This window comes from Rubellimicrobium aerolatum, assembly GCF_017872975.1.
GTDB lineage: Bacteria > Pseudomonadota > Alphaproteobacteria > Rhodobacterales > Rhodobacteraceae > Rubellimicrobium > Rubellimicrobium aerolatum.
This window is the reverse complement of the sequence record NZ_JAGGJP010000001.1, coordinates 219,391-245,404: the sequence shown is the minus strand read 5'-3', so window position 1 is coordinate 245,404 and position 26,014 is coordinate 219,391. Positions and strand designations below refer to the sequence as shown.

Below are 26,014 nucleotides of genomic sequence, written 5' to 3'. Positions count from 1 at the left end.
GAATTCTTCGACGAAGAGTCCTAGCCGTTCCCCTCGGGCCGGAACATCGCCGCGTCCTCGGCCGCCTTGCGGATGGCCTGCGACTTGTGGACCGTTTCCATGTATTCCGCCTCGGGGTCGCTGTCGTAGACGACGCCGCCGCCCGACTGGATGTAGAGCTGGTCGCCCTTCAGCACCGCCGTCCGCAGCGCGATGCACATGTCCATGTCGCCGTTCGCGCTGAAGTAGCCGACGCCGCCGCCGTAGACGCCGCGCTTCTCGGGCTCCAGCTCGTCGATGATCTGCATCGCCCGCACCTTGGGGGCGCCCGAGACCGTCCCTGCCGGCATTCCCGCGAAGAAGGCCGACAGCGCGTCCTGCCCCTCGGCCAGTTCGCCCACCACGTTCGACACGATGTGCATGACGTGGGAATACCGCTCGATCACGAAGGACTCGGTCGGCCGCACCGTGCCCGGCTTCGCCACTCGCCCCACGTCGTTGCGACCCAAGTCGAGCAGCATCAGGTGCTCCGCCCGTTCCTTCTGGTCGGCCAGCAGCGACTCCTCGTGGGCCCGATCCTGCTCGGGCGTCTGCCCACGCGGCCGCGTCCCGGCGATCGGGCGGATCGTCACCTCGCTCCCGAAGACCCGCACCAGGATCTCGGGGCTCGCGCCGATCACCTGATAGCCGCCGAAGTTGAAGAAGAACATGAAGGGCGACGGGTTGGTCCGGCGCAGGCTCCGATACAACGCGAAGGGCGGCTCCGCGAAGGTCTGCGTCCAGCGCTGCGCCGGTACCACCTGGAAGATGTCGCCCGCGCGGATGTAGTCCTTGGCCTTCTCCACGGCCGCCATGTAGCCCGCCTTCGTGAAGTTCGACACCGGCGGCGACGCTTCGCGCGGCTGCCCCAGCGCGCGGGGCGCCATCGGCATCCCCCGCTCCAGCGCCCGCTGCGCGTCCATCACCCGCTCGGCCGCCTGGGCATGGGCCGCCTTCGCCGGCAGCCCCGATCCCGTCCAGGCCGGCGCCACCAGGATCACGTCGCCCTTCACCCCGTCCAGCACCGCCACCACCGACGGCCGCAGCATCACCGCGTCCGGCAGGCCCAGCGGGTCGGGCCGCGAATCCGGCAGATCCTCGATCAGCCGGATCATGTCGTAGCCCAGATACCCGAACAGCCCCGCCGACGCCGCCGGCAACCCCTCCGGCAACTCGACCCGGCACTCCGCCAGCAGCGCCCGCAGCGTCTCCACCGGCGATCCGGGCAGCGCCTCGAACGCCTCCTCGTCATAGCGCGCCGCCCGGTTCAGCCGGCTCCCGGTCCCCCGGCATTCCCACACGAGGTCCGGGTTCATCCCGACGATGGAGTAGCGCCCCCGCACCTCGCCCCCCGTCACGCTCTCCAGCATGAACGAATGCTTGGCCGCCCCGGCGAGCTTCAGCATCAGCGACACCGGCGTGTCGAGGTCCGCCGCCAGCCGCGTCCAGACCACCTGGTTGCGCCCAGCCTCGTAGCCCGCGCGGAACGTCTCGTAATCGGGAAGGAGTGCCATCAGTTGATCTGCGCGTTCACGGCCGCGATGGCCTGGTCGTCGATGCGGATCTCGGTCCCCGCCTGGAGCGCCTGGGCGACGGCGTCGATGAGATCCTGCGAAAGGCTGCCCGAGACCTGCGACTCCACGGCCGCCCGCTCGGCGATCACGGCCGGGTCGTCCGCCTGGGCCGGCGTCACCGAATCGAGCCGCAGCACCACCGCGCCCTCGCCCGAGGGCAGGGCCCGAGTCGCGCCGCGCTGCATCCCGAAGGCCGCCTCCACGAAGCCGGGCGGGGTGCCCTCGATGGCGCCGCGCCGCGCCAGCGCGGGCTCGGTGACGGGCGCAAGGCCCTGGTCCTCGAAGCTCGCGCCCCCGGCGATGGCCTCCGCCCCGGCCTCGGCCCGGGCCAGCACGGCCTCGCGGCGGGCCTGCGCCTCCCAGCCGGCGCGCGCCTCGGCCTCGACCTCCTCGAAGGGACGCAGGGCGGGCGGCGTCACGCCATCGAGCCGCAGGACCAGAAGCCCCCCGTCCGCCAGCGGCACGATCTCGGGCGACGCGCCCTCCCGCGCGGCGGCGGCGGCGTCGCGGAACTCCTGATAGGCCGCCGGCCCCTCGGTCGCGCCCTCCGACCAGGCGACCTGCCCGGCCTCCAGGTCGGTCCGCCGGGCGATGTCCTCGACCGTCGCGCCCCCGGCCAGGAGGTCCTGCACCTGCGGCTCGATCCCGGCGATCACCTCGCGCGCCGCCTCGTTGGCGATCTCCGTCCGCAGGCCGGGCGCGGCCTCCTCCAGGCTGGTCTCCTGCGCCGCCAGCACCGCGTTGACGCGGTAGAGCGCCGGCCCGAGGTCCGAGGGAAGGGGCCCGACGACGCTCCCCGTCCCGGCCGCGAACACCGCCTCGCCCGCCGCGCCCAGCTCGGCCCGCGACACGTCGCCCAGGTCGGCATCCGCCAGCAGCAGCCCCCGCTCTGCCACGAGGTCCTCGAACCCCGCCTCGCCCGCATCGACCCGGGCGCGCGCCGCCTGCGCCTGCGCCTCGTCGGGATAGACCAGCCGCTCCACCAGCCGGCGCTCCTCCTGCACGAACTCGTCCCGCCGGCTCTCGTAAAGCTCCCGCACGGCGGCGTCATCGACCGGCAGCTCGGCCTGGATCATCTCGGGCGTGATCCAGGCATAGCCGACCTGCCGCACCTCCGGCGCGGTGAAGTCCCCGGGATGGGCGTCGTAGTAGGCCCGGAGCTGCTCGGCGGTGGGCTCCGGCAGCGTCACCCCCTCGGCCCCGACCGGGGCCCAGGTGACGGCCCGCGTCTCGTTGGTCCAGGCCGACAGCACCTCGGCATAGGTCTCGGGCCGCGCCACGCCGCCCAGGATCGCGGCCTGCAGGATCGTCCTCGCCGTGTCCTCGCGCAGCGCCGTCTCGAAGGCGGCCTCGGTCAGCCCGTTGCGGCGGAGCTGCTCGCGGTAGACCTCGCGATCGAACTGCCCGTCGAGCCCCTGGAAACCCGGCGTCGCCAGGACGGCCTCGGCCACCCGCGCGTCGCCCGCCGACAGGCCGAGCCTGCGCGCCTCGGCGTCCAGCACCCGCCGCGTCACCACGTGCGCCAGCACCGCGCGGTCGAGCCCCAGCGCCTGCGCCTGCTCCAGGGTCAGCCGCTGGCCGGACTGCTCCTCGATCTGGCGAAGCTGGTTCTGCAAGGCGTTGGCGTAGCTCTGGGCGCTGATCTCCAGGCCGCCCACGGTCCCCACGGCGGTCGATCGCGCGCCGCCGCCGCCGGTGAACCAGCCCCCGAAGCCCAGGAGGATCCCGCCCACCATGAGCCAGTAGATCCACTTGCTGTTCCTGCGCGCCGCCATGCCGGTCCCCCCGCTGCGCCCTCTGCCGGGGCGGGCCCTGCCTAGCCGGGCGGGCCGATGCCTGCAAGCGTCAGGGGCCCGCGAGCCTCGGGGTCGCCGGCGTCAGGGCGTCACGCCGTCCAGCCGGTCGATCAGCGCGCCGATCCCCGGCCGGTCCACGTTGGCGAAGGCGATCCGCAGGCCCCGCCCGGCCTCGGCCGCGCCCTCGGGGAAGAACATTGTCCCCGGCAGCAGCAGCACGCCCGCCTCCCGCACCAGCCGCTTCGCCAGCGCGTCCGATCCTTCCGCGAAGGGGTGCGTCGCATAGGCGAAGTAGGCCCCGCAGCCCCGCAGCTCCCAGCCCTTGGCCGCCAGCCGGGGGAACCCCTCCAGCACCGCCGCGCGGCGGTCGAGGATCTCGCGCCGCTCGCCCGCGACCCATTCGCCCAGGTGCCGCATCCCCCAGAGCGCCGCGTGCTGCCCCAGTTGCGGCGCGCAGATCGCCACCGTGTCGAGGAACTTCTCCACCTCGGCCAGCCGGGCGGGCGACGACAGGACCGCCCCCACCCGATGCCCCGTGAGCCGGTAAGCCTTCGAGAAGGAATACAGATGGACCAGCGTCCGGTCCCAGTCGGGCTCGCGGAACAGGTCGTGCGGCGCCCCCTCGCGCGAATCGAAGTCGCGGTAGGTCTCGTCCAGCACCAGCGCAAGCCCTCGCGCGCGCGCGAGGTCGAAGAAGGCGCGGACCACGGCGGCCGGATACTCCGCCCCGCCGGGGTTGTTCGGCGTCACCAGCACGATGGCCCGCGTGCGCGGCGTGATCCGGGCGGCCGCCGCCTCCGGGTCGGGGATCAGGCCGGGGCCGCAGGGCAGGGGGATCGTCCGCACCCCCGCCATGTCGTTCCACATCCGATGATTGAAGTAATAGGGCACCGGCAGGATCACCTCGTCCCCCTCGCCGCAGAGGGCGGCGAGGGCGGCGCAATAGGCCTGGTTGCAGCCTGCCGTGATGGCGACCCGATCCGCGCGCACCTCGCCCCCGTAGGCCGCCGACCACTGTCCCGCGATCTCCTCGCGCAGGGCGGGCAGCCCCAGCACCGGCCCGTAGAGGTGCACGGCGGGGTCGTTCAGCACGAGTTCGGACATGGCCTCGCGCAGCGGCGCGGGCGGCGGATCGACCGGCGCCGCCTGGCTCACGTTGAGCAGCGGCCGGTTCGCCGGGAACGCCACGCCCTCCAGCCAGCGCCGCGCCTCCATGACGGGCGGCGCGAAGGTCGTGGCGGTGCGGGGCAGGGTCATCGGCGCGGGCCTCGGGAGGATCCGTCCGGCGTTAACCGGATCGCAAGGAGGGGCGTGCTAGGGTCTTTCCAGAACGCGAATCAACGGAAAGGGAGGACGATCAATCACGACCGCGATAGGGCTCGACGTATTGCAGCGCCATGTCCCAGGGGAAGAAGATCCAGGTGTCCTGGCTCACCTCGGTGATGAAGGTATCGACCTGCGCCCGCCCCTTGGGCTTGGCGTAGACGGTGGCGAAATGCGCCCTCGGGTACATCTGCCGCACCAGCTCCAGCGTGCGCCCCGAATCCACGAGGTCATCGACGATCAGGATGCCGGTCCCGTCGCCCATCAGCCCCGCGTCCGGCGCCTTGAGCACCTGCGCCTCGCTCTGGCTCTGGTGGTTGTAGCTCTGGACGCTGATCGTATCGACGGTGCGGATGCCCAGCTCGCGGCTCACGATCATCGCCGGGGCCATCCCGCCCCGCGTGATCGCCACCACGGCCTTCCACGCGCCGTTGTCCGGCCCCTGGCCGTCCAGCCGCCACGCCAGAGCGCGGCTGTCGCGGTGGATCTGGTCCCAGGAGATGTGGAACCCCTTTTCGTGGGGCAGCCGGTCGGTCATGGCAAACTCTTTCAGGTCAGGGCGATCTTGAGGCCGAGCAGCGCCAGCACCCCGCCGAAGGCGCGGTCCACGCCGGTCTTGAGCCGGGCATAGGCGCGGCGCGGCCCCTCGAACGAAAAGACGCGCGCCACCACCAGGTTGCAGAACACCTCGTTCGCCAGCACCATCGCCATCAGCGCCCCGACCCAGGGCAGCGAGGTGCCGGGCGGCACGGTGCCGACGAACACGGCCCCGAAGAACACCGCCGGCTTGGGATTGGCGAGCTGAGTCACGAGGCCAAGGCGCAACGCCGACCCCGCGCCGCGCGGCGGCCGTCCTCTCGATTCCATGTCCAGCCGCTCGGGCGCGTGCCGCCACATCTGGACCGCCATCCAGATCAGGACCAGCGCGCCCATGACCTTGAAGCCCCGGAACAGCGCCGGCGCGACGTGGAACACCGCGGCCAGCCCGAACAGCGCCGCCATCGCCCAGACCACCGCGCCGAACCCGATCCCCAGCGCCAGCCACGCGCCGGTGCGGAACCCCTCGGTCACGCCCGTCCGCGCCGACATCAGGATGGCGGGGCCGGGGCTCGCGGCGGCGAGGAGGTGGATGAGCCAGGCGGCGGCGAAGGCGGCCAGGGTCACGACGCCGCCTCGGCCTTCCGGCCGGCGTCGATGTCGGGCGCGTCCACGGCCTTCATGCCGACGACGTGATAGCCCGCGTCCACGTGCAGCACCTCGCCCGTGGTCCCGGACCCGAGGTCCGACAGCAGGAACAGCGCCGACTTGCCCACCTCCTCCTGCGTGACGTTCCGGCGCAGCGGCGAGTTCAGCTCGTTCCACTTCAGGATGTAGCGGAAATCGCCGATCCCGGAGGCGGCCAGCGTCTTGATCGGCCCGGCGCTGATGGCGTTGACGCGGATGCCGTCCTTGCCCAGGTCTTCGGCGAGGTAGCGCACGCTCGCCTCCAGCGCCGCCTTGGCCACGCCCATGACGTTGTAGTGCGGCATCACCCGCTCCGCCCCGTAATAGGTGAGCGTGAGGCAGGCCCCTCCATCCGCCATCATCCGCGAGGCGCGGTTCACGACGGCGGTGAACGAGAACACCGAGATGTCCATCGTCAGCAGGAAGTTGTCGCGCGTCGTGTCCACGTAGCGCCCGCGCAGCTGCTCCTTGTCCGAGAAGCCGATCGCGTGGACCAGGAAGTCGAGCCGCCCCCAGCGCGCCTCCAGCGCCGCGAACAGCGCGTCCACCGACGCCATGTCGCCCACGTCGCAGGGCAGCACGATATCCGAGCCGACCTCCGCCGCGAGGGGCGCCACGCGCTTCCGCAGCGCCTCGCCCTGGTAGGAGAAGGCCAGCTCCGCCCCCGCCTCGCGGCAGGCCTTGGCGATGCCCCAGGCGATCGACTTGTCGTTGGCCAGCCCCATGATGAGGCCGCGCTTGCCCTTCAGCAGCTCCGTCTGCATGGGCCATCCTTTCCCTGCGGCGTTTCGCAAGCGTGTAGGCGAACGGGTTCCCTGCATCAAGGCCCAGCCCCCAGGTCCCAGCCCCCGAGCCGCGGCGCGCCGAGGGCCCCGGACCCCGGCCCCGCCCGATTCGCTCCGCTACGTCATAAGACAATCGAACTTGCGTCCCGCCCGCGCTAGCGTCTATCGCCGCCATCTGAAAGGGAGCGCGACGTGGCTGACCGGACCGGACCATTCGAGGGCGACGACCCGTTCGCGCTGGCGCGCGCCTGGCTCCGCGAGGCCGAGGCGACCGAGCCCAACGACCCCAACGCCATCGCGCTCGCCACCGTGGACGCCTCGGGCCTGCCCAACGCCCGAATGGTGCTCCTCAAGGAGATCGAGGACGCGGCCTTCGTCTTCTACACCAACTACGAGAGCCGCAAGGCCGAGGAGATCGAATCCGCCGGCCGCGCCGCTTTCGTGATGCACTGGAAGACGCTGCGCCGGCAGGTGCGGGTGCGCGGCCCGGTGGTCCGGGTCGAGGGGCCGCAGGCCGACGCCTACTTCGCCTCGCGCTCGCTTCGCAGCCGGCTCGGCGCCTGGGCCTCGCGCCAGTCCCGCCCCCTCGAGTCGCGCGCCGCCCTCCTGGCCGAGGTGGCCAGGGTCACCGCCCGCTTCGGGGCCAGCCCGCCCCGCCCGCCCTTCTGGGGCGGCTACCGGCTGGAGCCGGTCGAGATCGAGTTCTGGGCGGACGGCCCCTTCCGCCTGCACGACCGCTTCCGCTGGTCGCGGCCCGATCCCCGATCCGAATGGGAGGTGCGCCGCCTCAACCCATGACCGTCCCGCCGCCTCCGCGCCCCGACCCTCGACCTTCTATCCCCGGCCCTCCCCGGCCGGGGGGCCCGGCCCGGTCCATGGCGCCCCAGCCCCGTTCCCCCCGATGTGACCATCCGTCACGTGACCTTTGTGCATCGTGCCGCGCCCGGCCTTCTGGGATAGCCGATCCGCGGCGGCGCGTTGCGCTTCGACCCCGACCCGACTTCCCGACCCAACCCAAGGCCGGGCTCCCCAGGGCCCGGTAAGCGAGATCTCCAGAAATGCCTGAAGACCCGAGTGGACGTCCCGCCGTCCGCGGTCACGTCAAGTGGTTCGATCCCGGAAAGGGCTTCGGCTTCGTCGTGTCCGACGAGGGCGGCCCCGACATCCTCCTTCATGCCAACGTGCTCCGCAGCTTCGGCCAGAGCACCGTCGCCGACGGCTCGGCCATCGCCGTCGAGGTGGCGCAGACCGACAGGGGGATGCAGGCCACCGCCGTCGTGTCGATCCAGCCGCCCGAGGTGCCGCCGGGCGCGGGGCTCGCCGACCTCGCGGACATGGACGTGTCCCTCCTGGCCAGCCAGCCGGTTGAACCGGCGCGCGTGAAGTGGTTCGATAAGGCCAAGGGCTTCGGCTTCGCCAACGTCTGGGGATCGGAGGAGGACGTGTTCCTGCACATCGAGGTTCTCCGCCGCTCGGGCTTCGCCGACCTCGTCCCCGGCGAGGCGGTGGGCCTCCGCGTCATCGAGGGCAAGCGCGGCCGCCTCGCGGTCGAGGTGCTGGCCTGGGACGCGGCGGGACGCGGCGCGGCGACGCGGGGCGCCGCATGATGGGCCCGCGCGCGATCCGGGCCGCCGCGCTGCTCGCCCTCGTGGCGGGCCCGGCGCTGGGCGCGGACTGCCGCCCGGACCTCGTGACCGTCTCGGGCGGCTTCGGCGAGGCGCGTTTCGCCGTCGAGGTCGCCGACGACCCGGAGGAGCGGGCGCGGGGCCTCATGCACGTGGAGCGGATGGACACCCTGTCGGGGATGCTCTTCGTCTACGACCGGCCGCAGCCCGTGTCCTTCTGGATGGAGAACACCCTCATCCCGCTCGACATGATCTTCGCGGGGCCGGACGGCGTGGTGACGCGGGTGCACGGGAACGCCGTTCCCCTGGACCGCACCCCCATCCCCGGCGGCGAGGGCGTCCAGTTCGTGCTGGAGATCAACGGCGGCCTCGCCGCCCGCCTCGGCATCGCGCCCGGCGACGTGCTCCAGCACCCCAGCCTCGGCGAGGGCGCGGCGCGGCCCTGCCCCTGAGCCCGCCCCCGCTCGCCGCTCCCGCCGCCGGGACGCATTGCATTCCGGCGCGGCTGCCGTATGTGTGCGGTCGGTTCGGGGCGTAGCGCAGTCTGGTAGCGCATCTGCTTTGGGAGCAGAGGGTCGGGAGTTCGAATCTCTCCGCCCCGACCAACATCGCGAATGATTCCGGATCGGACGCGGGCCGGGCTGCGGAGACGGCCAGGCCCTCGCGCCCACGGCGATGCCGACAGGCCGAGCCGGATCGTGCTACGCTCCGAGCGGCCAGCCGGGAGCCGCCGCTGGCGCAGCAGAGGACGCGACCCATGCCTCACCCGATCCCTCCATGGCGCGCGCTGGCCTGTGCCGCGCTGATCGCCTTGTCACCCCTGGCCGCGACGGGACCCCTCGCGCAAGGTGCCGCCGCCGACCTCGCGCCCGAGGTCGCGACCGGCCGCAGCCCGCGCGCGGGAGGCGAAGCGACGGAGCAGATGGTCGCCGCCGCCAACCCGCTCGCCGCGCAGGCCGGCCTCGACATCCTGCGGGCGGGCGGCAGCGCGGTGGACGCGGCCATCGCCGTCCAGCTCGTGCTTAACCTCGTGGAGCCGCAAAGCTCCGGCCTGGGCGGCGGCGCCTTCCTGCTGCACTGGGACGAGGGCCGGCGCGCGCTCGTCAGCCTCGACGGCCGCGAGACCGCGCCGACGGCCGCCACCCCGGACCGCTTCCTCGGCCCGGACGGGGCGCCCATGGAGTTCATGGCCGCCGTCGTGGGCGGCCGCTCGGTCGGCGTGCCGGGCACCCCGCGCCTCCTGGAGGAGGCCCACCGGCGCTGGGGGCGGCTGCCCTGGGCGCGGCTGTTCGATCCGGCCATCCGCCTCGCCGAGGAGGGCTTCGCGATCTCGCCGCGCCTGGCGGGAAGCCTCGCCCAGGAGGAGGTCCTCGCCGACGACCCGCGGGCGCGCGCCCTGTTCTACACGGCCGACGGCACGCCCAAGGCGGCGGGCGCGCGCCTGACCAACCCCGCCTTCGCCGCGACGCTGCGCCGGCTCGCGGCCGAGGGGGCCGACGCCTTCTATGCCGGCGCGATCGCGCGGGACATCGTGAGCACCGTCGCCGGCCACCCGACCAACCCCGGCGACATGACGCTGGCCGACCTGGGGGGCTACCGCGTCGTGGAGCGCGAGCCGGTCTGCGGCGACTACCGCGCCTACCGGGTCTGCGGCATGGGCCCGCCCTCCTCGGGAGCCGTCGCCATCCAGCAGATCCTGGGCGTGATCGAGCCCGCCGACATGGCCGCCCTGGGCCCGGGGCCCGAAGCCGTCCACCGGTTCGCCGAGGCCGGGCGCCTCGCCTTCGCCGACCGCGCGCGCTACCTGGGCGACCCCGACTTCGTCGCCGTCCCCCTGCGCGGCCTCCTGGACGAGGGCTACCTCGCGGGCCGCGCCGCCCTGATCGACCCCGCCCGCTCGATGGGCGAGGCCGAGGCGGGCGAGCCGCCGTTCCGGCAGGGCGGGCGGTTCGCGCCGTCCGACGGCCCCGAGAACGGCACCAGCCACATCTCGGTGGTGGACCGCGACGGCAACGCGGTGTCGATGACCACGACCATCGAGGCGGGCTTCGGCGCGCGGCTGATGACCGCCGGCGGGTTCCTGCTCAACAACGAGCTGACCGACTTCGCCTTCCTGCCCGAGGAGGAGGGCCAACCGGTCGCCAACCGGGTGGAGCCCGGCAAGCGGCCGCGCAGCTCCATGGCGCCCACCCTCGTCTTCGACGCCCATGGCCGCCTTTACGTCGTCGCGGGCTCGCCCGGCGGCAGCCAGATCATCGGCTTCGTGGCCAAGACGCTGGTCGGCATCCTCGACTGGGGGCTCGACCCGCAGGCGGCGGTGGACCTGCCCAACTTCGGCTCGCGCAACGGCCCGACCGAGCTGGAAGCCGGGACCGAGGCCGAGGGCTGGGCGGCGGCGCTCGAAGCCCTGGGCCACGAGGTCAGCGTGGCCGAGATGACCTCCGGCATCCAGGCCATCGTCGTCACGCCCGAAGGGCTGGCCGGCGGGGCCGACAGCCGGCGCGAAGGGGTCGCGATCGGGGACTGAGGCCCCGCGTGGCCCGAACCCGGCCGGGCGGCGAGCCCCCATCGCGCGACATCGCCCAGGAGGCGGCGGTCGCGCCCTCCCTCGACCCCGGCTCGCGACGCGCCGCCCGAATTATCGCTTGATCGGAAATATAGTATTACTAATCTACCTTCAGCCGAAAGGCTCAAGGGAGGAGACCCACAATGAGGACCACACTTCTCGCCAGCGCGGCGGCGCTGGCGCTGGGAACGGCCGCGTCCGCGCAGGTCGTAGGCTTCTCGCAGATCGGCTCGGAATCGGGCTGGCGCGCGGCCGAGACCACCGTGACCCAGCAGGAGGCCGAGGCGCGGGGCCTCCAGCTCCAGTTCTCGGACGCCCAGCAGAAGCAGGAGAACCAGATCGCCGCCGTCCGCTCCTTCATCGCGCAGGGCGTGGACGCCATCCTCCTCGCCCCCGTGGTGGCGACCGGCTGGGACGCCGTGCTGGAGGAGGCCGCCGAGGCCGAGATCCCCGTCGTCCTGCTCGACCGGATGGTGGACAGCGACCCCTCGCTCTACCTGACCGCCGTGGGCTCGGACCTCGTGCACGAGGGCGAGGTCGCGGGCGAATGGCTCGCCGGGCAGGTCGGCGACCAGCCCTGCCGCGTCGTGGAGCTGCAGGGCACGACGGGCTCCTCGCCCGCCATCGACCGCGCCCAGGGCTTCCGCGACGGCATCGAGGGCCACGCCAACATCGAGATCGTCCAGTCCCAGACCGGCGACTTCACCCGCGCGCAGGGCAAGACCGTCATGGAGGCGTTCCTCCAGGCCGAGAACGGCGGCGCGGACATCTGCGCGCTCTACGCCCACAACGACGACATGGCCGTGGGCGCGATCCAGGCCATCAAGGAGGCGGGCCTCAAGCCCGGCGAGGACATCCTCGTGGTCTCCATCGACGCCGTGCCCGACATCTTCCAGGCCATGGCGGCGGGAGAGGCCAACGCCACCGTCGAGCTGACGCCCAACATGGCCGGCCCGGCCTTCGATGCGCTCCAGGCCTACTGGGACGCGGGCACCGAGCCGCCCAAGTTCATCCAGACCGAGTCCAGGCTCTACACCCAGGCGGACGACCCGCAGGCCGAATACGACCGCCGCAAGGGCCTCGGCTACTGATCGCCGGGACCGGCGCCGGCGAGGGGCTCCCCGCCGGCGCCGATTCGCGGGGGCCGTCCACCGGGCCGCAGGATCGTCAAGGGTGTTGCGCGAAACGCGACCGGGCGTTCGATGCTGTCACGCTTCGTCAACCCCGCTCCGTCAGGATGGACGCCAACGCCACCCGAACGCGAAAGGAGATTCGCCCGCCATGCGCCTGCAAGCCCAAGCCCTGACCAAGCGATTCCCCGGCACCGTCGCGCTCGACGGCGTCGGCTTCGACCTCGCGGCGGGCGAGGTCCATGCCCTGCTGGGCGAGAACGGGGCGGGCAAGTCCACGCTCATCAAGTGCCTGACCGGCGCCTACCGCCGCGACGGCGGCGACATCCTCCTCGACGGCCAGCCCGTGGACCCGCAGGGCACCGCCCACGCGCAGGCGCTGGGCATCGGCACCGTCTACCAGGAGGTGAACCTCTTGCCCAACCTCACGGTCGCCGAGAACCTGACGCTCGGCCGCCAGCCCCGCCGCTGGGGCCTCGTCAGCCCGCGCGGGATGCGGGCGCTCGCGCGCGGGATGCTGTCGGGCTACGGCCTCGACATCGACGTGGACCGCGACCTCGGGGCCTATTCCGTCGCCGTCCAGCAGATCGTCGCCATCGCCCGCGCCGTCCACCTGTCCGGCAAGGTCCTCATCCTCGACGAGCCCACCGCGAGCCTCGACGCCCGCGAGGTGGCGATGCTGTTCGACGTGGTGCGGCGGCTCAGGGACCGGGGCCTGGGCATCGTCTTCGTGTCCCACTTCCTCGATCAGGTCTTCGCCATCTCGGACCGCGTCACCGTCCTGCGGAACGGCCGCCACATCGCCACCACCGAGGCCGCGACCCTCGACCGCGTCCGCCTCGTCAACCTGATGCTCGGCCGCGAGCTGGAGCAGGCCACCGCCCACGGCCGCGCCGCCCACGCCACCGGCGAGGAGCTGCTGCGCGCCGAGGGCCTGGGCAAGCGCGGCCGCATCGCGCCCTTCGACCTGAGCTTCCGCAAGGGCGAGGTCGTGGGCATGGCGGGCCTCCTCGGCTCGGGCCGGACCGAGACCGCCGAGGTCCTGTTCGGCGCGACCCCCGCCGACAGCGGCACGGTCCGCGACGCGGGCGGCCCCGTGGACGTCTCCACCCCCGCCCGCGCCATCGCCGCCGGCTTCGGCTTCGCCCCCGAGGACCGCAAGACCTCCGGCCTCATCGCCGACCTGTCGGTGCGCGAGAACATCGCCCTCGCCCTCCAGGCCCATCGCGGCTGGGCGCGTCCCTTGCCCCGCGCCGAGCAGCGGCGGCTGGCCGAGGATTTCATCCGCCGCCTCGACATCCGCACGCCCGGCCCGGAAAAGCCGGTGGGCCTCCTCTCGGGCGGCAACCAGCAGAAGGTGATCCTCGCCCGCTGGCTCGCCATGAACCCGCGCGTCCTCATCCTCGACGAGCCCACGCGCGGCATCGACGTGGGTGCCCACGCCGAGGTGCTGCGCCTCGTCAACGAGATGGTGGCCGGCGGGATGTCCGTCCTCGTCATCTCCTCCGAGCTGGAGGAGCTGGTCGCCGTCTCCGACCGCGTGATCGTGGTCCGCGACCGCCAGCACGTCGCCGAGCTGACCGGGGCCGACATCACCACCGACGCCATCGTCCGCGCCATCGCCGCGCCCGAGACGACGCTGGAGGCCGCCCGATGATCGCGCTCCTCCGTCGCATCGCGCCCCAGCTCCTCACCCTCCTGGCGGTGCTGGCGCTGGTCAGCGTCGTCTTCCCGAGCTTCCTATCGGTCGGCGTCAGCGGCGACCGGCTGGTAGGCAGCCCCATCGACGTGCTCAAGCGCGGCGCGCCGGTCGCGCTCCTCGCCATCGGCATGACCCTGGTGATCGCCACGCGCGGCATCGACCTGTCGGTGGGCGCGGTCATGGCGATCTGCGGGGCCTCGGCCGCCTTCGCGGTGGACCGGGGCTGGGGTCTCGGGGCCGCCGTCCCGCTCGCGCTGGCGGCGGGGCTCCTGTGCGGCCTTTGGAACGGCTTCCTCGTGGCGGTCCTCGGCATCCAGCCCATCGTCGCCACGCTGATCCTGATGGTCGCCGGACGCGGCATCGCCCAACTCATCACCGAGGGCCAGATCCTGACCTTCAGCGACCCCGGCCTCGCCTTCCTCGGCTCCGGCGCTCTCCTGGGCCTGCCCGTGCCCGCCTGGCTCTGGATCGGCGCGGGCATCGTCTCGGCCCTCCTCGTGCGCCGCACCGCCCTGGGCCTCCTGATCGAGTCCGTCGGCATCAACCTCCGCGCGAGTCGCCTCGCGGGCGTGAGCGCCACCGTGCTCCTGCTGGCCGTCTACATGATCTCGGGCCTCTGCGCCGCGCTCGCGGGGCTGATCGTCACCGGCGACATCCGGGGCGCGGACGCCAACAACGCCGGCCTCTGGCTGGAGCTCGACGCCATCCTCGCCGTCGCCATCGGCGGCACCTCGCTCCTGGGCGGGCGCTTCTCGATCCTGGCCTCGCTGATCGGGGCCCTCATCATCCAGTCGATCAACACCGGCATCCTGCTCGCGGGCTTCCCGCCCGAGTTCAACCTCGTCATCAAGGCCGCGCTCGTGCTGCTGATCCTGATGCTCCAGTCGCCGCGCCTCTCGGACCTCGCGCGCGGGCTGGCCTCGCGCCGCCGCCACGCCGACGAGGCCGCCGCCTCGCCCCGCATCCTGCCGGAGGCCCGCCGATGAACGCCCGCCGCCTGCCGCTCTATGCCACCATCGCGATCTTCCTGCTGGCCTACCTGCTCTGCTGGCTCCAGTTCCCCAACATCCTGTCCACCCGCGTCGTGGGGAACCTGCTCACCGACAACGCCTATCTCGGCATCGCCGCCGTCGGCATGACGGTCGTGATCCTGTCGGGGGGCATCGACCTGTCGGTGGGCTCGGTCATCGCCTTCTCGGGCGTGTTCATCGCCGTGCTGCTGCGCGACACCGGCCTGCACCCGCTGGCGGCTTTCGCGTTCCTGCTCCTCCTCACCACCGCCTTCGGCGCGGGCCAGGGGGCGCTGATCCACGGGCTCGCCATGCCCGCCTTCATCGTGACGCTGGCGGGGATGTTCCTGGCGCGCGGCGCGGCCTACCTCCTGACGCTCGACTCCATCCCCATCGACCACCCCTTCTTCGAGACGCTGCAACGCGCCTACTGGCTCATGCCCGGCAAGGGGCGCTTCACGCTGCTCGGGGCCATGATGCTGCTGTCGGTCGCGGGCGGCATGGTCCTCGCGCACCGCACCCGCTTCGGCACCGATGTCGTCGCGCTCGGCGGAGGCGAGGCGACGGCGCGCATGATGGGCGTGCCCATCGGGCGGACGACGGTGCTGGTCTACGCCTTCTCGGGCTTCATGGCGGGCCTCTCGGGCATCGCCTTCGCCATCTACACCGCGGCGGGCTATCCGCTCGCGACCGTGGGCGTGGAGCTCAACGCCATCGCCGCCGTGGTGATCGGCGGCACGCTCCTGTCGGGCGGCAGCGGCACGGTGCTGGGCACGCTGTTCGGGGTGCTCACCATGGGCCTGATCCAGACCTACATCGTCTTCGACGGCACCCTGTCGAGCTGGTGGACCAAGATCGTCATCGGCCTTCTCCTGTTCCTGTTCATCGTGCTGCAGAAGGGCCTGCTGCGGCTCGGCCGATCGCGGCGGGCGGCGTGAGGCCGATGACGAACCGGCTCCTCGGCACGCTCGACGCCCAGCTCACCCGCAACAGCCACGCCCAGGTGGTGGACGGCCTCGGCGCCGCCATCATCCAGGGCCGCCAGCCCGCCGGATCGACGCTCCCGCGCGACGAGGATCTGGCCCTTCGCTTCGGCGTCTCGCGCACGGTCCTGCGCGAGGCGGTCAAGACCCTGACCGCCAAAGGCCTCCTCGTGGCCCGGAGCCGGGTCGGCACCAAGGTCCGCCCGCGCGACGACTGGAACATGTTCGACGCCGACGTGCTGCGCTGGCACATCGAAGGGGGCACCGGCCGGACCTTCCTCGCCGACCTGTCCGAGATGCGCCTCGCCATCGAGCCCTTCGCCGCCGGCCTCGCCGCCCGTCGCGCGGACGAGGGGGCCGTCTCCGCCATGCGCCGGACGGTCGCCGCCATGGCGGACGCCCCCGACCGCCGCTCCTTCGCCCTGGCCGACTTCGATCTGCACCGGCAGATCACCCGGGCCTCGGGCAACGCCTTCATGCAGTCGGTCACGGCGCTGATCGAGGCCGCGCTGCTGTCCTCGTTCTGGATCAGCTCCCCCGCCCAGGCCCCGCTCACCCAGGCCGAGGTCGCCGCGGACCATGGCCGGATCGTGGAAGCCATCGCCATCCGCGACGCCCCGGCCGCCGAGGAAGCCATGCGCCACGTCATCATGGTCGGCCGGGACCGCATCGTCCGCGCGCTGTGAGGGCCACGCCAGGGATGGGCGCGGGCAAACCCGTCGTCCTCGGGGAGCCTCCCGGACGGGCCGTCCGTCGTGTCGTGCGGGCCGGCGTCCGAGCTGAATCGGGACCTCGCCGGCGGCTTCGAGCGTCAGGCCGGCCACGGGGGTCCGCTTCCGGTGCCTGTCCACGATCGCCGAGGCGCAGGCGGCGCTCGGGCTGGACGGACAGCGGTTCACGGTGCGGTCGCTGAGGACCGGCGTCCCGGCCCTCGCGCCGGCCTCCACGATCTCCTGCCTGGACAGGCCCGCGAGGGCGTTGCTCTCGGCCGCGTGGGCGCCGCCCTCCTGGGCCGTGCGGGGCGACGCCGCGATCTGCGGCGGTGGCGGTCGCGGGCGGCCGGCACCATCCCCCTCCCGCCGCCCCGGCGAATCGCGCCCGACCTCCGCCCGCCCGATTCCGCCCCGACGATCCCTGAACGAAGGGTTTCCTTCGCCGCCGCGCGCCCCTCCGGACCGCCGAGTTCGCGCCCGATTGTCGCCCGCCCGCCACAGGCCTGTGGATAAGCTTGGGGGCCACCGCTGTAGAATCGGATGGGATCCCCAACTCCGCCAATTCGCCGCCTGTCAAATCCGAAAATCGCGTTATCCACAGCAAGATTCACGTTGCCGCGAGGAACGTCCTGCGACAGGATGTGTTGGAGCAGCAGCCACCCACAACATATGGTGGCCCCGACAGGCAGTGACGCCCCGCCCACGACGGCCCTATTCGGGCCGCGACGCCCTTCAATCGGGGCGGCGGGGTAGTCATTGTTTCTGGAAATCAAATTCGACCGGCGTCAGGAGGACGTGGACATGAAAATAGCGCGGGCATTCACCACCGAAGGGCGGGATGCGTACGAAGGCATTTCCTTCCGCACCACCGCCTCCGAGATCCGCAACCCCGACGGCACCACCGTCTTCAAGCTCGACACCCTCGAGGTGCCCGAAGCGTGGTCCCAGGTCGCCGCCGACGTGATCGCCCAGAAGTATTTCCGCAAGGCGGGCGTGCCCTCGGCCACGACCCCGGTCAGGGAGGAGGGGGTGCCCGCCTGGCTCCGCCGCTCCGTGCCGGCCAAGGCCGCGACCCTGCTGGGCGAGACCTCGGCCAAGCAGGTCTTCGACCGCCTCGCGGGCGCCTGGACCTACTGGGGCTGGAAGGGCGGCTACTTCACGGACCAGTCCGACGCCCGCGCCTACTACGACGAGATGCGGCACATGCTCGCCCGGCAGATGGGCGCGCCGAACTCGCCGCAGTGGTTCAACACCGGCCTCCACTGGGCCTATGGCATCGACGGCCCGGCTCAGGGCCACTACTACGTGGACTACCAGACCAAGGAACTGACCCGCTCCGAGAGCGCCTACGAGCATCCCCAGCCGCACGCCTGCTTCATCCAGTCCGTCAAGGACGACCTCGTGAACGAGGGCGGCATCATGGACCTCTGGGTCCGCGAGGCGCGGCTCTTCAAGTATGGCTCCGGCACGGGCACCAACTTCTCGTCGCTCCGCGGCGAGGGCGAGAAGCTCTCGGGCGGCGGCAAGTCCTCGGGCCTCATGGGCTTCCTCAAGATCGGCGACCGCGCGGCGGGGGCCATCAAGTCGGGCGGCACCACGCGGCGGGCCGCCAAGATGGTGATCGTGGACGCCGACCACCCCGACATCGAGGCCTTCATCAACTGGAAGGTCATCGAGGAGCAGAAGGTCGCCTCTCTCGTCGCCGGCTCCAAGATGCACGAGAAGCGCCTGAACGCCATCTTCGCGGCGATCCGCGAATGGGACGGTGCGGCCTCCGATGCCTACGATCCGGCCGCCAACGCCGCCCTCAAGGCGGCCATCCGCGCAGCCAAGGGCTCGGCCATACCCGAGACCTACATCAAGCGCGTGCTCGACTACGCCCGCCAGGGCTTCGACTCCATCGAGTTCCCGACCTACGACACCGACTGGGACTCCGAGGCCTACGCCTCCGTCTCGGGCCAGAACTCCAACAACTCGATCCGCGTCACCGACGCCTTCCTCCGCGCCGTCGAGGCCGACGGGGAATGGACCCTCAAGGCCCGCGTCGGCGGCAAGGCCGTCAAGACCCTCCGCGCCCGCGGCCTGTGGGACCAGATCGGCCACGCCGCCTGGGCCTGTGCCGACCCCGGCATCCAGTTCCACGACACCGTCAACGCCTGGCACACCTGCCCGGCCGACGGCCCGATCCGGGGCTCGAACCCCTGCTCGGAATACATGTTCCTCGATGACACGGCCTGCAACCTCGCTTCGCTCAACCTCCTGACCTTCTGGGACGGCGAGGAGTTCGACGCCGCGGCTTACGTCCACGCCGTCAAGCTCTGGACCCTGACGCTGGAGATCAGCGTCCTGATGGCGCAGTTCCCGTCCAAGGAGATCGCGCAACTGTCGCACGACTTCCGCACCCTGGGCTTGGGCTATGCCAACATCGGCGGCCTCCTGATGAACATGGGCCTCGGCTACGACTCGGACGAGGGCCGGGCGCTCTGCGGCGCGCTGACCGCGATCATGACCGGCACCGCCTACGCCACCTCCGCCGAGATCGCGTCCGAACTCGGCGCCTTCGCCGGCTACGACCGCAACCGCGAATCCATGCTCCGCGTCATCCGCAACCACCGCCGCGCCGCCCATGGCCAGGCGGGGGGCTACGAGAACCTCGCCGTCAAGCCCGTCCCCCTCGACCATGCCAACGTGCCCGACGCCCGGCTCTCGGAACTCGCCATGCAGGCCTGGGACGACGCCCTGACGCTGGGCGAGGCGCACGGCTACCGCAACGCCCAGACCACCGTGATCGCGCCCACCGGCACGATCGGCCTCGTGATGGACTGCGACACGACCGGCATCGAGCCCGACTTCGCCCTGGTGAAGTTCAAGAAGCTCGCCGGCGGCGGCTACTTCAAGATCATCAACCAGTCGGTCCCCGCCGCGCTCGACAAGCTGGGCTACTCCCCGGCCGAGATCGAGGAGATCATCGCCTACGCCGTCGGGCACCGCACGCTCGGCAACGCGCCGGGCCTCAACCACACCGCTCTCCTCGGCCACGGCTTCGGCCCCGAGGAACTGGAGAAGATCGAGGCCGCGCTGCCGCAGGCCTTCGACGTGCGCTTCGTCTTCAACCAGTGGACGCTGGGCGAGGAGTTCTGCACCCGCACCCTCGGCATCCCTGCCGCCAGGCTGAACGACCCCGGCTTCGACCTCCTGCGCCACCTGGGCTTCACCCGCGCGCAGATCGACGCCGCCAACGACCACGTCTGCGGGACCATGACGCTGGAGGGCGCCCCCCACCTGCGCGAGGAGCACCTGTCCGTTTTCGACTGCGCCAACCCCTGCGGCAAGACCGGCCGGCGCTACCTGTCGGTCGAATCGCACATCACCATGATGGCCGCCGCCCAGAGCTTCATCTCCGGGGCCATCTCCAAGACCATCAACATGCCGAACGGCGCCACTATCGCCGACTGCCAGGACGCCTACACCCTGTCGTGGTCGCTCGGCGTGAAGGCAAACGCCCTCTACCGCGACGGCTCCAAGCTGTCGCAGCCCCTCGCCTCCGCCCTCATCGATGGCGACGAGGAGGCCGAGGAGGTGCTGGCCACCGGCTCCGTCCCCGAGAAGGTGGCGGTGCTGGCCGAGAAGATCGTCGAGAAGATCATCGTCCGCGAGGTCCGCACCCGCGAGCGCGACAAGCTCCCCGCCCGCCGCAAGGGCTACACCCAGAAGGCGATCATCGGTGGCCACAAGGTCTATCTCCGCACCGGCGAATACGCCGACGGCCGCCTGGGCGAGATCTTCCTCGACATGCACAAGGAAGGCGCGGGCTTCCGGGCGATGATGAACAACTTCGCCATCGCCGTCTCGGTGGGCCTCCAATACGGCGTGCCCCTGGAGGAGTTCGTGGACGCCTTCACCTTCACCCGCTTCGAGCCCGCGGGCATGGTGCAGGGCAACGACTCGATCAAGTCGGCGACCTCGATCCTCGACTACATCTTCCGCGAGCTGGCGATCTCCTACCTCGACCGCACCGACCTCGCGCACGTCGCCCCCAAGGGGCCGAGCTTCGACGAACTGGGACAGGGCGAGGCCGAGCGCAACGTCGTGGCCTCGGGCGACAGCGTGGCCACGCAGTCGATCCGCCTTCTCAAGGAGATCAGCTCCACGGGCTACCTCCGCAAGCGCCTGCCGCAGGACCTCCTGGCCGCCGCCGCCTCCGCCGTGGCCGAGACCCCGGCCGCCCACGACCCCTCGACCTCCGCGACCGCGCTCGCCACCGGCCCGATCAGCGCCCGCGACAAGGCCCGCATCCAGGGCTACGAGGGCGACCCCTGCGGTGAGTGCGGCAACTATACGCTGGTGAGGAACGGCACCTGCATGAAGTGCAACACCTGCGGCGGCACGAGCGGCTGCAGCTGAGGCGATCGTGGCGCGGCTATGAATCGGGGGATAAGATCCACCAACGGCGCAACCTTTGACCGGAACTTTGGGGAAAGGTTGCGCCGCCGGCCAACTCGGTTCAGAATAGCTAGCATCCTCCTCGCGTTAACCAAGGTTCAGCCTTACGACAGCCGCCAGAGATGACGGAGACGGCCGGCTAGACCCTTAAGCGGACATGGGCGTTCTCGGTCCGGCACCGTTGCATGCGAGGCCGATGGTTGTACCGGGCCGGGCGGTTGCGACCACGTCGACCTGGGGTGCAGACGCGCAGGCCTCGACTCCCCAACTCGTCGTGCAGCCAATCGGCATCGGAGCCCTCGTGTACAGCTTCCTGGCCCAGATCTTCGACTACGGGAACACGGCGCTCGGGGCGCGGTCTCTTCTATCGCAGGCTTCTGCCGCTCCTGGAGTTTGGGCGTGAGCGCGAGACCGTCGACACCTCGAAGATCGTGCTGACCCATCACAAGCTGCTCAGGCAGGGCACCAGGACGCTCGCGCTGGGTGGGGAAAGCGAGGCGCTCAAGCCCATGGCGGAGACCGGCTCAGGCGGGCTGCCCGAGAAAGAGAAGGCGCGCCTGGCCGAGATCGTCGACAAGCTCAACGACCTGTCACACGGCGAGGTCACCGACGACGACCGACTGATCTACGTGAACAGCGTGCTCAAGGGAAAGCTTCTGGAGAACGAGATGCTGGCGCAGCAGGCGGCCAGCAACACCAAGGAGCAGTCCGCAAGCTCCCCCGCGCTGGGCGACGCCATCCTCGATGCGATCATGGACGCCTTCGAGGCGCACACTTCCATGAGCCGGCAGGCGCTGGACTCGGCGGAGGTGCGGCAGGGGCTCAAGCAGGTGCTGCTCGGGCCGGTCCAGCTCTACGAAGGGCTGAGGGCCAGGCAGCACGGGACGACCGCGCAGGATCCGGGCCGCTGACCGGGCAGAGCTGCTGCCGACCACGAGTTCCGAGCCGTCGTCCGCGAGTCCAAGGTCGGCCACCCTCATCGTTTCCCGATCGGCAACATTCCTCTTGTCGTTAACCGTCGGGATTGCATAAACTTAGGTGAGAGCCGGTCGGGGAGATGTCGGTCCACCTCGAGATCGGACCTGATCCGCACAACATCGACGTCTGGGACGTTGTTCTTCGGGAGCAAGGGCGATGGCCGCTGTGTATGGGACAAGCGGCAGGGACACGATCGTGGCCACGAGCGGCGCGGACGTGCTCTACGGCTTGGCCGGCGACGACACTGAGACCGACGGGGAGAAAGTCGGCCACGGGAGCGTCGGGATGATCCTGCGGCGGGCGGCGCGATAGTCGGCCACATTTGTCCTTCCAAGCAACAGGCTCGGCATGAGCGGTCCTGTCTGGCGTTGGAGTGGGCTGCTGGTCGGAGCGGCCATCTCGGTTCAAGGACTGCGCAGCGCTGCCGTGATGGATCTCTGGACGCGCCTGCGCTTCGACTACAGCCTCGTCATGTGGGATTTCTGCGCGCAGGGGCTGCATTTCATTGGCCATTGGCTAGCAATGATCACGCTTTTCGCATTCGTCACGCACGGCATCACTCGCGCGCTTCGAGTCCTGGCGTGGCGAGCTGCCGTCTGAGGTAGCCCACAGGTGGGCTACGAGACCGTGATGCGGTCCAGGTCCGCGACCACGTGCGGCGGCTCCGTCCCGAGCGGCATGTTCGCCTTGTCGCGGGCTCCGTCCAGGGCGCCCGCGGCATCGGTCTCCAGCAGGCCAAAGACGGGATCGAAGTCGTCCTGCTCCGGTCCTCGTGCGCTGTGCAGCTCGAAGGTCTTGCGGAGCGCCGCCTCCGAGCTGAGGCTGCGGACCAGGACCTCCGCCACCTGGCGTCGCGCGATCGCGCCGTCGCTCGGATTGCCGGACAGCGGCTTGTCGCCCTGAAGCATCACCAACCGGTGCTGATCCGGCTGATTGCAGTCGAGCCAGGCCGGACGCACGATCGTGTAGGGCCGGCCGCTCGCGCGGACCAGACGCTCGCCTCGCCGCTTCCAGTCGTGCGAGCCCTTGCGGTCGGTCGCCCCGATCGTCGACATGAGCGCGAGACGCGCCGCGCGAGGCCCAAGGGCGGACAGCACGTTGCGCACGCCCCCGTAGTCGACCATCTCCGCCGCCGCCGGATCGCCGTAGGTGCCGTGGGTGAACACCATCGCGTCGACGCCAGCGACCGCCTGGGCCAGCGTGTCGGCGCGGGTCAGGTCTCCCACGACGACCTCGACGCCCGCCGGGAACGATCCCGCCCGACCCGCGTCGCGGACCAAGGCGCGCACGGTCCATCCGTGGTTCAAGGCGGAGGCGACCACATAGCGGCCGACGCTGCCGGTCGCGCCAACGGCCAACAGCGTGCGTTTCCCTTCATCCATGACCAGGTCTCCTCATGGCCCGTTGTGCCTGTAGATGAAACGCTCCCAGAACCGGACGGCGCCGGCGATCCATCCCTCGGCCTCGGTGCCGATCCCCGGCCCGAAGCCATGACCCAGGGTCTCGTACCTGTGGTACTCCACCTCGGTGCCGGCCCGTCGCAGCGCGTCCACGCGTCGCTCCATCGTGGCGGGCGGAGCGATCCCGTCCCGCGCGCCCACGACGACGAAGGTGGGCGGCTCGTCGGACGAGGCGTCCAAGTGCCCGGTGTAGGCCATCACGACGGCGGCGGGCCTCGGAAGGTCCCCGCCTCCGAACCCGGCGGCGCCGTGCGAGCCGATCGTCGCAGCCATGCGGGCCCCCGCCGAGCTGCCCCACAGCGAGTAGTCCTGGGTGCCGATCCCCAGAACCTCGGCGTTCTCGAAGAGGAACGTCAGCGCGGCGGCCAGGTCGCGCGTCGCCGCCGCGCCGCCCCGTCCGGTTCGGTAAGTCAGGACGAAGGCGTTGTAGCCGTGCCGGCTGATCTCGGCGGCATAGGGGAAGCCCTCATGCACGGAGCCCACATAGGAGAAGCCACCGCCCGGTGCGACGACCGCGAAGGGGGCTCCCGGCTCGCCGCGGAAGAAGAACAGCCCGGTGGCGGCCAGGCCGGGATCGGCCCGCCGCTGTGCCTCCGGGTAGATGTCAAAGAACACCCGACGACCGGCGTTCACGTCGTCGATCATCCGGTTCAGACCGTCCACGACGCTCCCGGGATCGACGTGGCTGTGGTAGGGCAGCAGCGCGGCGATGTCGCCCAGAGGCATCGTGCCGTCGTAGCGTCGGCCCGCCCAGGGCAACGTCCGGTCGGCGAAGCCGGCCAGCGCCGGATGAGCCAGCAGGTCACCGATCGTGTCGCCTACCCGGAGATGCGGGGCCTGGGTGGTGGGGGCCTCCGCGGCCGCGCTCGCGGCGAGGACGCTGGCGGCGACCGACGCGAGGGCGCGCGTCCGCAGGCGGGATCGGTTCGTCGTCATGATGGCCTCGTGATCCTGGCTCATGGGTCGGGGTGCCTCAGAGCGGCTCTCCCACGCTCCCCAGCCAGCCCTCCAGGCTGTCCAGCGTGCTGCGTTCCTGGTCGCATTGCAGCACGAACGGGTCCAGGACGCGCGCGTTCGGGGCCAGCGCCCGAACGGTCTCCATCGAGTTGCCAGGGCCGGAGCTGCCGTAGGTGATGAAGGGCACGACCGTCTTGCCTGACAGGTCATGGCTGCGCAGGAAGCTGCGCGCGACCGCGGGGAGCTCGTTGCCCCAGATGGGGAAGCCGAGGAACACCGTCCGGTAGCTGTCGATCCCGGACAGGGTCTCGGCCAGGGGCACGTCGCCGTCGCTGTCGCGCCACTCGTGCGCCCAGGTGACCATCTGCTCGTAGTCCTCGGGCCAGGGATCGCGCGGGCGCAGCTCGAACAGATCCGCGTCGTAGCGGCGGGCCAGCGCCCCCGCCAGCACCCACGTGTTGCCTGAGCGCGACAGGAGACCAGCCGCTGCCCGGCCATTCCGTCTTGGGCCAGGGCGGCCTGGGGAGCGGCGACGAACGCCGCGGCGGCCAGAGCCACCTTCAGCGCGTCGCGGCGGCCGTTGTCGCACGTGTCGGTCATCTGTGCTTCTCCTCTCGGCTGGAGGCCGGCGCCCGCGAGGCGCGACCTAGTGTGGCTCGTCCCGTCCTTCGGTCGGCCGAAAGGACGCGAGGGTGGGCCGGCGCAATGGCCGGCCCAGGTCTCAGAGCCCCGTCATCGCCAACGCCGCCTCGGGCAGGCGCTCGCCTTCGACCGGGATCTTCGCAGCCTCGGCATCGATGCGGGCCAGCTCCTCGGGCGTGAGGGTCAGTGCGACCGCGCCCAGGTTCTCCTCCAGCCGGTGCAGCTTCGTCGTGCCGGGGATGGGCACGATCCAGGGCTTCTGCGCGAGGAGCCAAGCCAGCGCGACCTGCGCGGGCGTGGCCTCCTTCTCGGTCGCGACCGCGCGCACGAGATCCACCAGCGCCATGTTGGCGGCCCGCGCCTGCGCCGAGAAACGGGGCACAAAGTTGCGGAAGTCGTCGGGAGCAAAGGTCGTGGTCGCGTCGATCTGTCCGGTCAGGAAGCCTGCGCCGAGCGGGCTGAACGGCACGAAGCCCACGCCCAGCTCCTCCAGGAGCGGCAGGATCTCGGCCTCGGGGCCGCGGTAGAACAGCGAGTACTCGCTCTGGACGGCGGCCAGCGGATGGGTGGCATGGGCGCGCCGGATCGTCTGCGGCCCGGCCTCCGACAGGCCCCAGTGCCGGACCTTGCCCTCGGCCACGAGCTCCGCGATGGCCCCCGCCACGTCCTCGATTGGCACGTTCGGGTCCACCCGGTGCTGGTAGAAGAGGTCGATGCGATCGGTCCGCAGCCGCCTCAGCGCCGCCTCGGCCACGGCCCTGACGTGCTCGGGCCGGCTGTTGGTGCCGCCGCTCCGGCGCTCGCCGGTCGCGAGGTCGATGTCGAAGCCGAACTTGGTGGCGACCGCCACGCGGTCGCGGACCGGCTCCAGCGCCTCGCCGACCAGCTCCTCGTTGGCAAAGGGGCCGTAGGCCTCTGCGGTGTCGAAGAGGGTCACGCCCCGGTCCACGGCGGCGCGGATCAGCGCGATCATCTCGCCCCGATCCCCCGCCGGTCCATAGGCCGAGGTCATGCTCATGCAGCCCAGGCCCAGGGCCGAGACCTCCGGGCCGTTCTGGCCGAGTGTGCGGTGTTCCATCGTGATC

Annotated in this window: 23 protein-coding genes and 1 tRNA gene; 14 read left to right on the top strand and 10 right to left on the bottom strand. The window is 71.5% G+C overall.

Going from position 1 to position 26,014, the window contains the following annotated elements:
• Positions 1-20 precede the first annotated feature (20 nt).
• The 6 genes from trpE to fabI form a co-directional block, all read right to left on the bottom strand.
• Complete coding sequence (trpE, locus tag J2Z33_RS01220) at positions 21-1,532, bottom strand: anthranilate synthase component I (RefSeq protein ID WP_209837040.1); 1,512 nt, start codon at positions 1,530-1,532, stop codon at positions 21-23.
• Positions 1,532-3,367: a peptidylprolyl isomerase gene (locus tag J2Z33_RS18615; RefSeq protein ID WP_209837038.1), complete on the bottom strand. Its 1,836-nt coding sequence runs from the start codon at positions 3,365-3,367 to the stop codon at positions 1,532-1,534. The genes trpE and J2Z33_RS18615 overlap by 1 nt, the downstream gene beginning before the upstream one ends.
• A gap of 102 nt (positions 3,368-3,469) precedes the next feature.
• Entirely contained in the window at positions 3,470-4,645 is a 1,176-nt protein-coding gene (locus J2Z33_RS01210) for an aminotransferase (protein ID WP_209837036.1), read from the bottom strand.
• 100 nt (positions 4,646-4,745) lie between these two features.
• Positions 4,746-5,249 (bottom strand): xanthine phosphoribosyltransferase, encoded by a 504-nt coding sequence (gpt, locus tag J2Z33_RS01205; RefSeq protein ID WP_209837034.1) that lies wholly within the window; start codon positions 5,247-5,249, stop codon positions 4,746-4,748.
• 11 nt (positions 5,250-5,260) lie between these two features.
• On the bottom strand, positions 5,261-5,875 hold the full coding sequence (locus tag J2Z33_RS01200) for a LysE family translocator (RefSeq protein WP_209837032.1): 615 nt from the start codon (positions 5,873-5,875) through the stop codon (positions 5,261-5,263).
• Positions 5,872-6,699 carry an enoyl-ACP reductase FabI gene (gene fabI, locus J2Z33_RS01195; protein ID WP_209837030.1) on the bottom strand — a complete coding sequence of 276 codons (828 nt, stop codon included), beginning with the start codon at positions 6,697-6,699 and terminating at the stop codon, positions 5,872-5,874. Before fabI ends, J2Z33_RS01200 begins: the two co-directional genes overlap by 4 nt.
• Positions 6,700-6,912: 213 nt before the next feature.
• Here fabI and pdxH point away from each other — a divergent pair, with 213 nt between their 5' ends.
• The 14 genes from pdxH to J2Z33_RS01125 all read left to right on the top strand — a co-directional run bounded on the left by pdxH (position 6,913) and on the right by J2Z33_RS01125 (position 22,470).
• A complete protein-coding gene (pdxH, locus tag J2Z33_RS01190) occupies positions 6,913-7,518 on the top strand; it encodes a pyridoxamine 5'-phosphate oxidase (RefSeq protein ID WP_209837028.1) in 606 nt (201 codons plus the stop codon).
• Positions 7,519-7,778: 260 nt separating this feature from the next.
• On the top strand, positions 7,779-8,327 hold the full coding sequence (locus J2Z33_RS01185; protein ID WP_209837026.1) for a cold-shock protein: 549 nt from the start codon (positions 7,779-7,781) through the stop codon (positions 8,325-8,327).
• A complete protein-coding gene (locus tag J2Z33_RS01180; protein WP_209837483.1) occupies positions 8,327-8,797 on the top strand; it encodes a DUF192 domain-containing protein in 471 nt (156 codons plus the stop codon). Before J2Z33_RS01185 ends, J2Z33_RS01180 begins: the two co-directional genes overlap by 1 nt.
• Positions 8,798-8,873: 76 nt before the next feature.
• Positions 8,874-8,950: transfer RNA gene (locus J2Z33_RS01175), tRNA-Pro, on the top strand.
• A 152-nt stretch (positions 8,951-9,102) separates the two neighbouring features.
• Positions 9,103-10,872, top strand: coding sequence for a gamma-glutamyltransferase (gene ggt, locus J2Z33_RS01170; protein WP_209837024.1), 1,770 nt, complete (start codon positions 9,103-9,105; stop codon positions 10,870-10,872).
• Between the two features lie 182 nt (positions 10,873-11,054).
• The gene (gene ytfQ / locus J2Z33_RS01165; RefSeq protein WP_209837022.1) at positions 11,055-12,002 is read left to right on the top strand and encodes a galactofuranose ABC transporter, galactofuranose-binding protein YtfQ; all 948 of its coding nucleotides are present in this window, start codon (positions 11,055-11,057) and stop codon (positions 12,000-12,002) included.
• 190 nt (positions 12,003-12,192) lie between these two features.
• The gene (locus J2Z33_RS01160; RefSeq protein ID WP_209837020.1) at positions 12,193-13,698 is read left to right on the top strand and encodes a sugar ABC transporter ATP-binding protein; all 1,506 of its coding nucleotides are present in this window, start codon (positions 12,193-12,195) and stop codon (positions 13,696-13,698) included.
• Positions 13,695-14,729 (top strand): ABC transporter permease, encoded by a 1,035-nt coding sequence (locus J2Z33_RS01155; protein ID WP_209837018.1) that lies wholly within the window; start codon positions 13,695-13,697, stop codon positions 14,727-14,729. Before J2Z33_RS01160 ends, J2Z33_RS01155 begins: the two co-directional genes overlap by 4 nt.
• Positions 14,726-15,691 carry a galactofuranose ABC transporter, permease protein YjfF gene (yjfF, locus tag J2Z33_RS01150; protein WP_209837016.1) on the top strand — a complete coding sequence of 322 codons (966 nt, stop codon included), beginning with the start codon at positions 14,726-14,728 and terminating at the stop codon, positions 15,689-15,691. The genes J2Z33_RS01155 and yjfF overlap by 4 nt, the downstream gene beginning before the upstream one ends.
• 5 nt (positions 15,692-15,696) lie before the next feature.
• Positions 15,697-16,422 (top strand): FadR/GntR family transcriptional regulator, encoded by a 726-nt coding sequence (locus J2Z33_RS01145; protein ID WP_209837014.1) that lies wholly within the window; start codon positions 15,697-15,699, stop codon positions 16,420-16,422.
• An 828-nt stretch (positions 16,423-17,250) separates the two neighbouring features.
• Positions 17,251-20,853: a vitamin B12-dependent ribonucleotide reductase gene (locus J2Z33_RS01140; protein ID WP_209837481.1), complete on the top strand. Its 3,603-nt coding sequence runs from the start codon at positions 17,251-17,253 to the stop codon at positions 20,851-20,853.
• Between the two features lie 470 nt (positions 20,854-21,323).
• Positions 21,324-21,803, top strand: a complete 480-nt coding sequence (locus J2Z33_RS01135) for a hypothetical protein (protein WP_209837012.1) — start codon at positions 21,324-21,326, stop codon at positions 21,801-21,803.
• A 223-nt stretch (positions 21,804-22,026) separates the two neighbouring features.
• Positions 22,027-22,182: a hypothetical protein gene (locus tag J2Z33_RS01130; protein WP_209837010.1), complete on the top strand. Its 156-nt coding sequence runs from the start codon at positions 22,027-22,029 to the stop codon at positions 22,180-22,182.
• Positions 22,183-22,218: 36 nt separating this feature from the next.
• Positions 22,219-22,470 (top strand): hypothetical protein, encoded by a 252-nt coding sequence (locus J2Z33_RS01125; RefSeq protein ID WP_209837008.1) that lies wholly within the window; start codon positions 22,219-22,221, stop codon positions 22,468-22,470.
• A gap of 17 nt (positions 22,471-22,487) precedes the next feature.
• On the opposite strand, the gene J2Z33_RS01120 is transcribed toward J2Z33_RS01125, so the two are convergent.
• The 4 genes from J2Z33_RS01120 to J2Z33_RS01105 form a co-directional block, all read right to left on the bottom strand.
• Positions 22,488-23,252: an SDR family oxidoreductase gene (locus J2Z33_RS01120; RefSeq protein ID WP_209837006.1), complete on the bottom strand. Its 765-nt coding sequence runs from the start codon at positions 23,250-23,252 to the stop codon at positions 22,488-22,490.
• Positions 23,253-23,264: 12 nt separating this feature from the next.
• Positions 23,265-24,290 (bottom strand): alpha/beta hydrolase, encoded by a 1,026-nt coding sequence (locus J2Z33_RS01115; protein WP_209837005.1) that lies wholly within the window; start codon positions 24,288-24,290, stop codon positions 23,265-23,267.
• Between the two features lie 13 nt (positions 24,291-24,303).
• Complete coding sequence (locus J2Z33_RS01110) at positions 24,304-24,876, bottom strand: flavodoxin (RefSeq protein WP_342454099.1); 573 nt, start codon at positions 24,874-24,876, stop codon at positions 24,304-24,306.
• 132 nt (positions 24,877-25,008) lie between these two features.
• Positions 25,009-26,007: an aldo/keto reductase gene (locus J2Z33_RS01105; RefSeq protein WP_209837001.1), complete on the bottom strand. Its 999-nt coding sequence runs from the start codon at positions 26,005-26,007 to the stop codon at positions 25,009-25,011.
• Between the last annotated feature and the right edge of the window lie 7 nt (positions 26,008-26,014).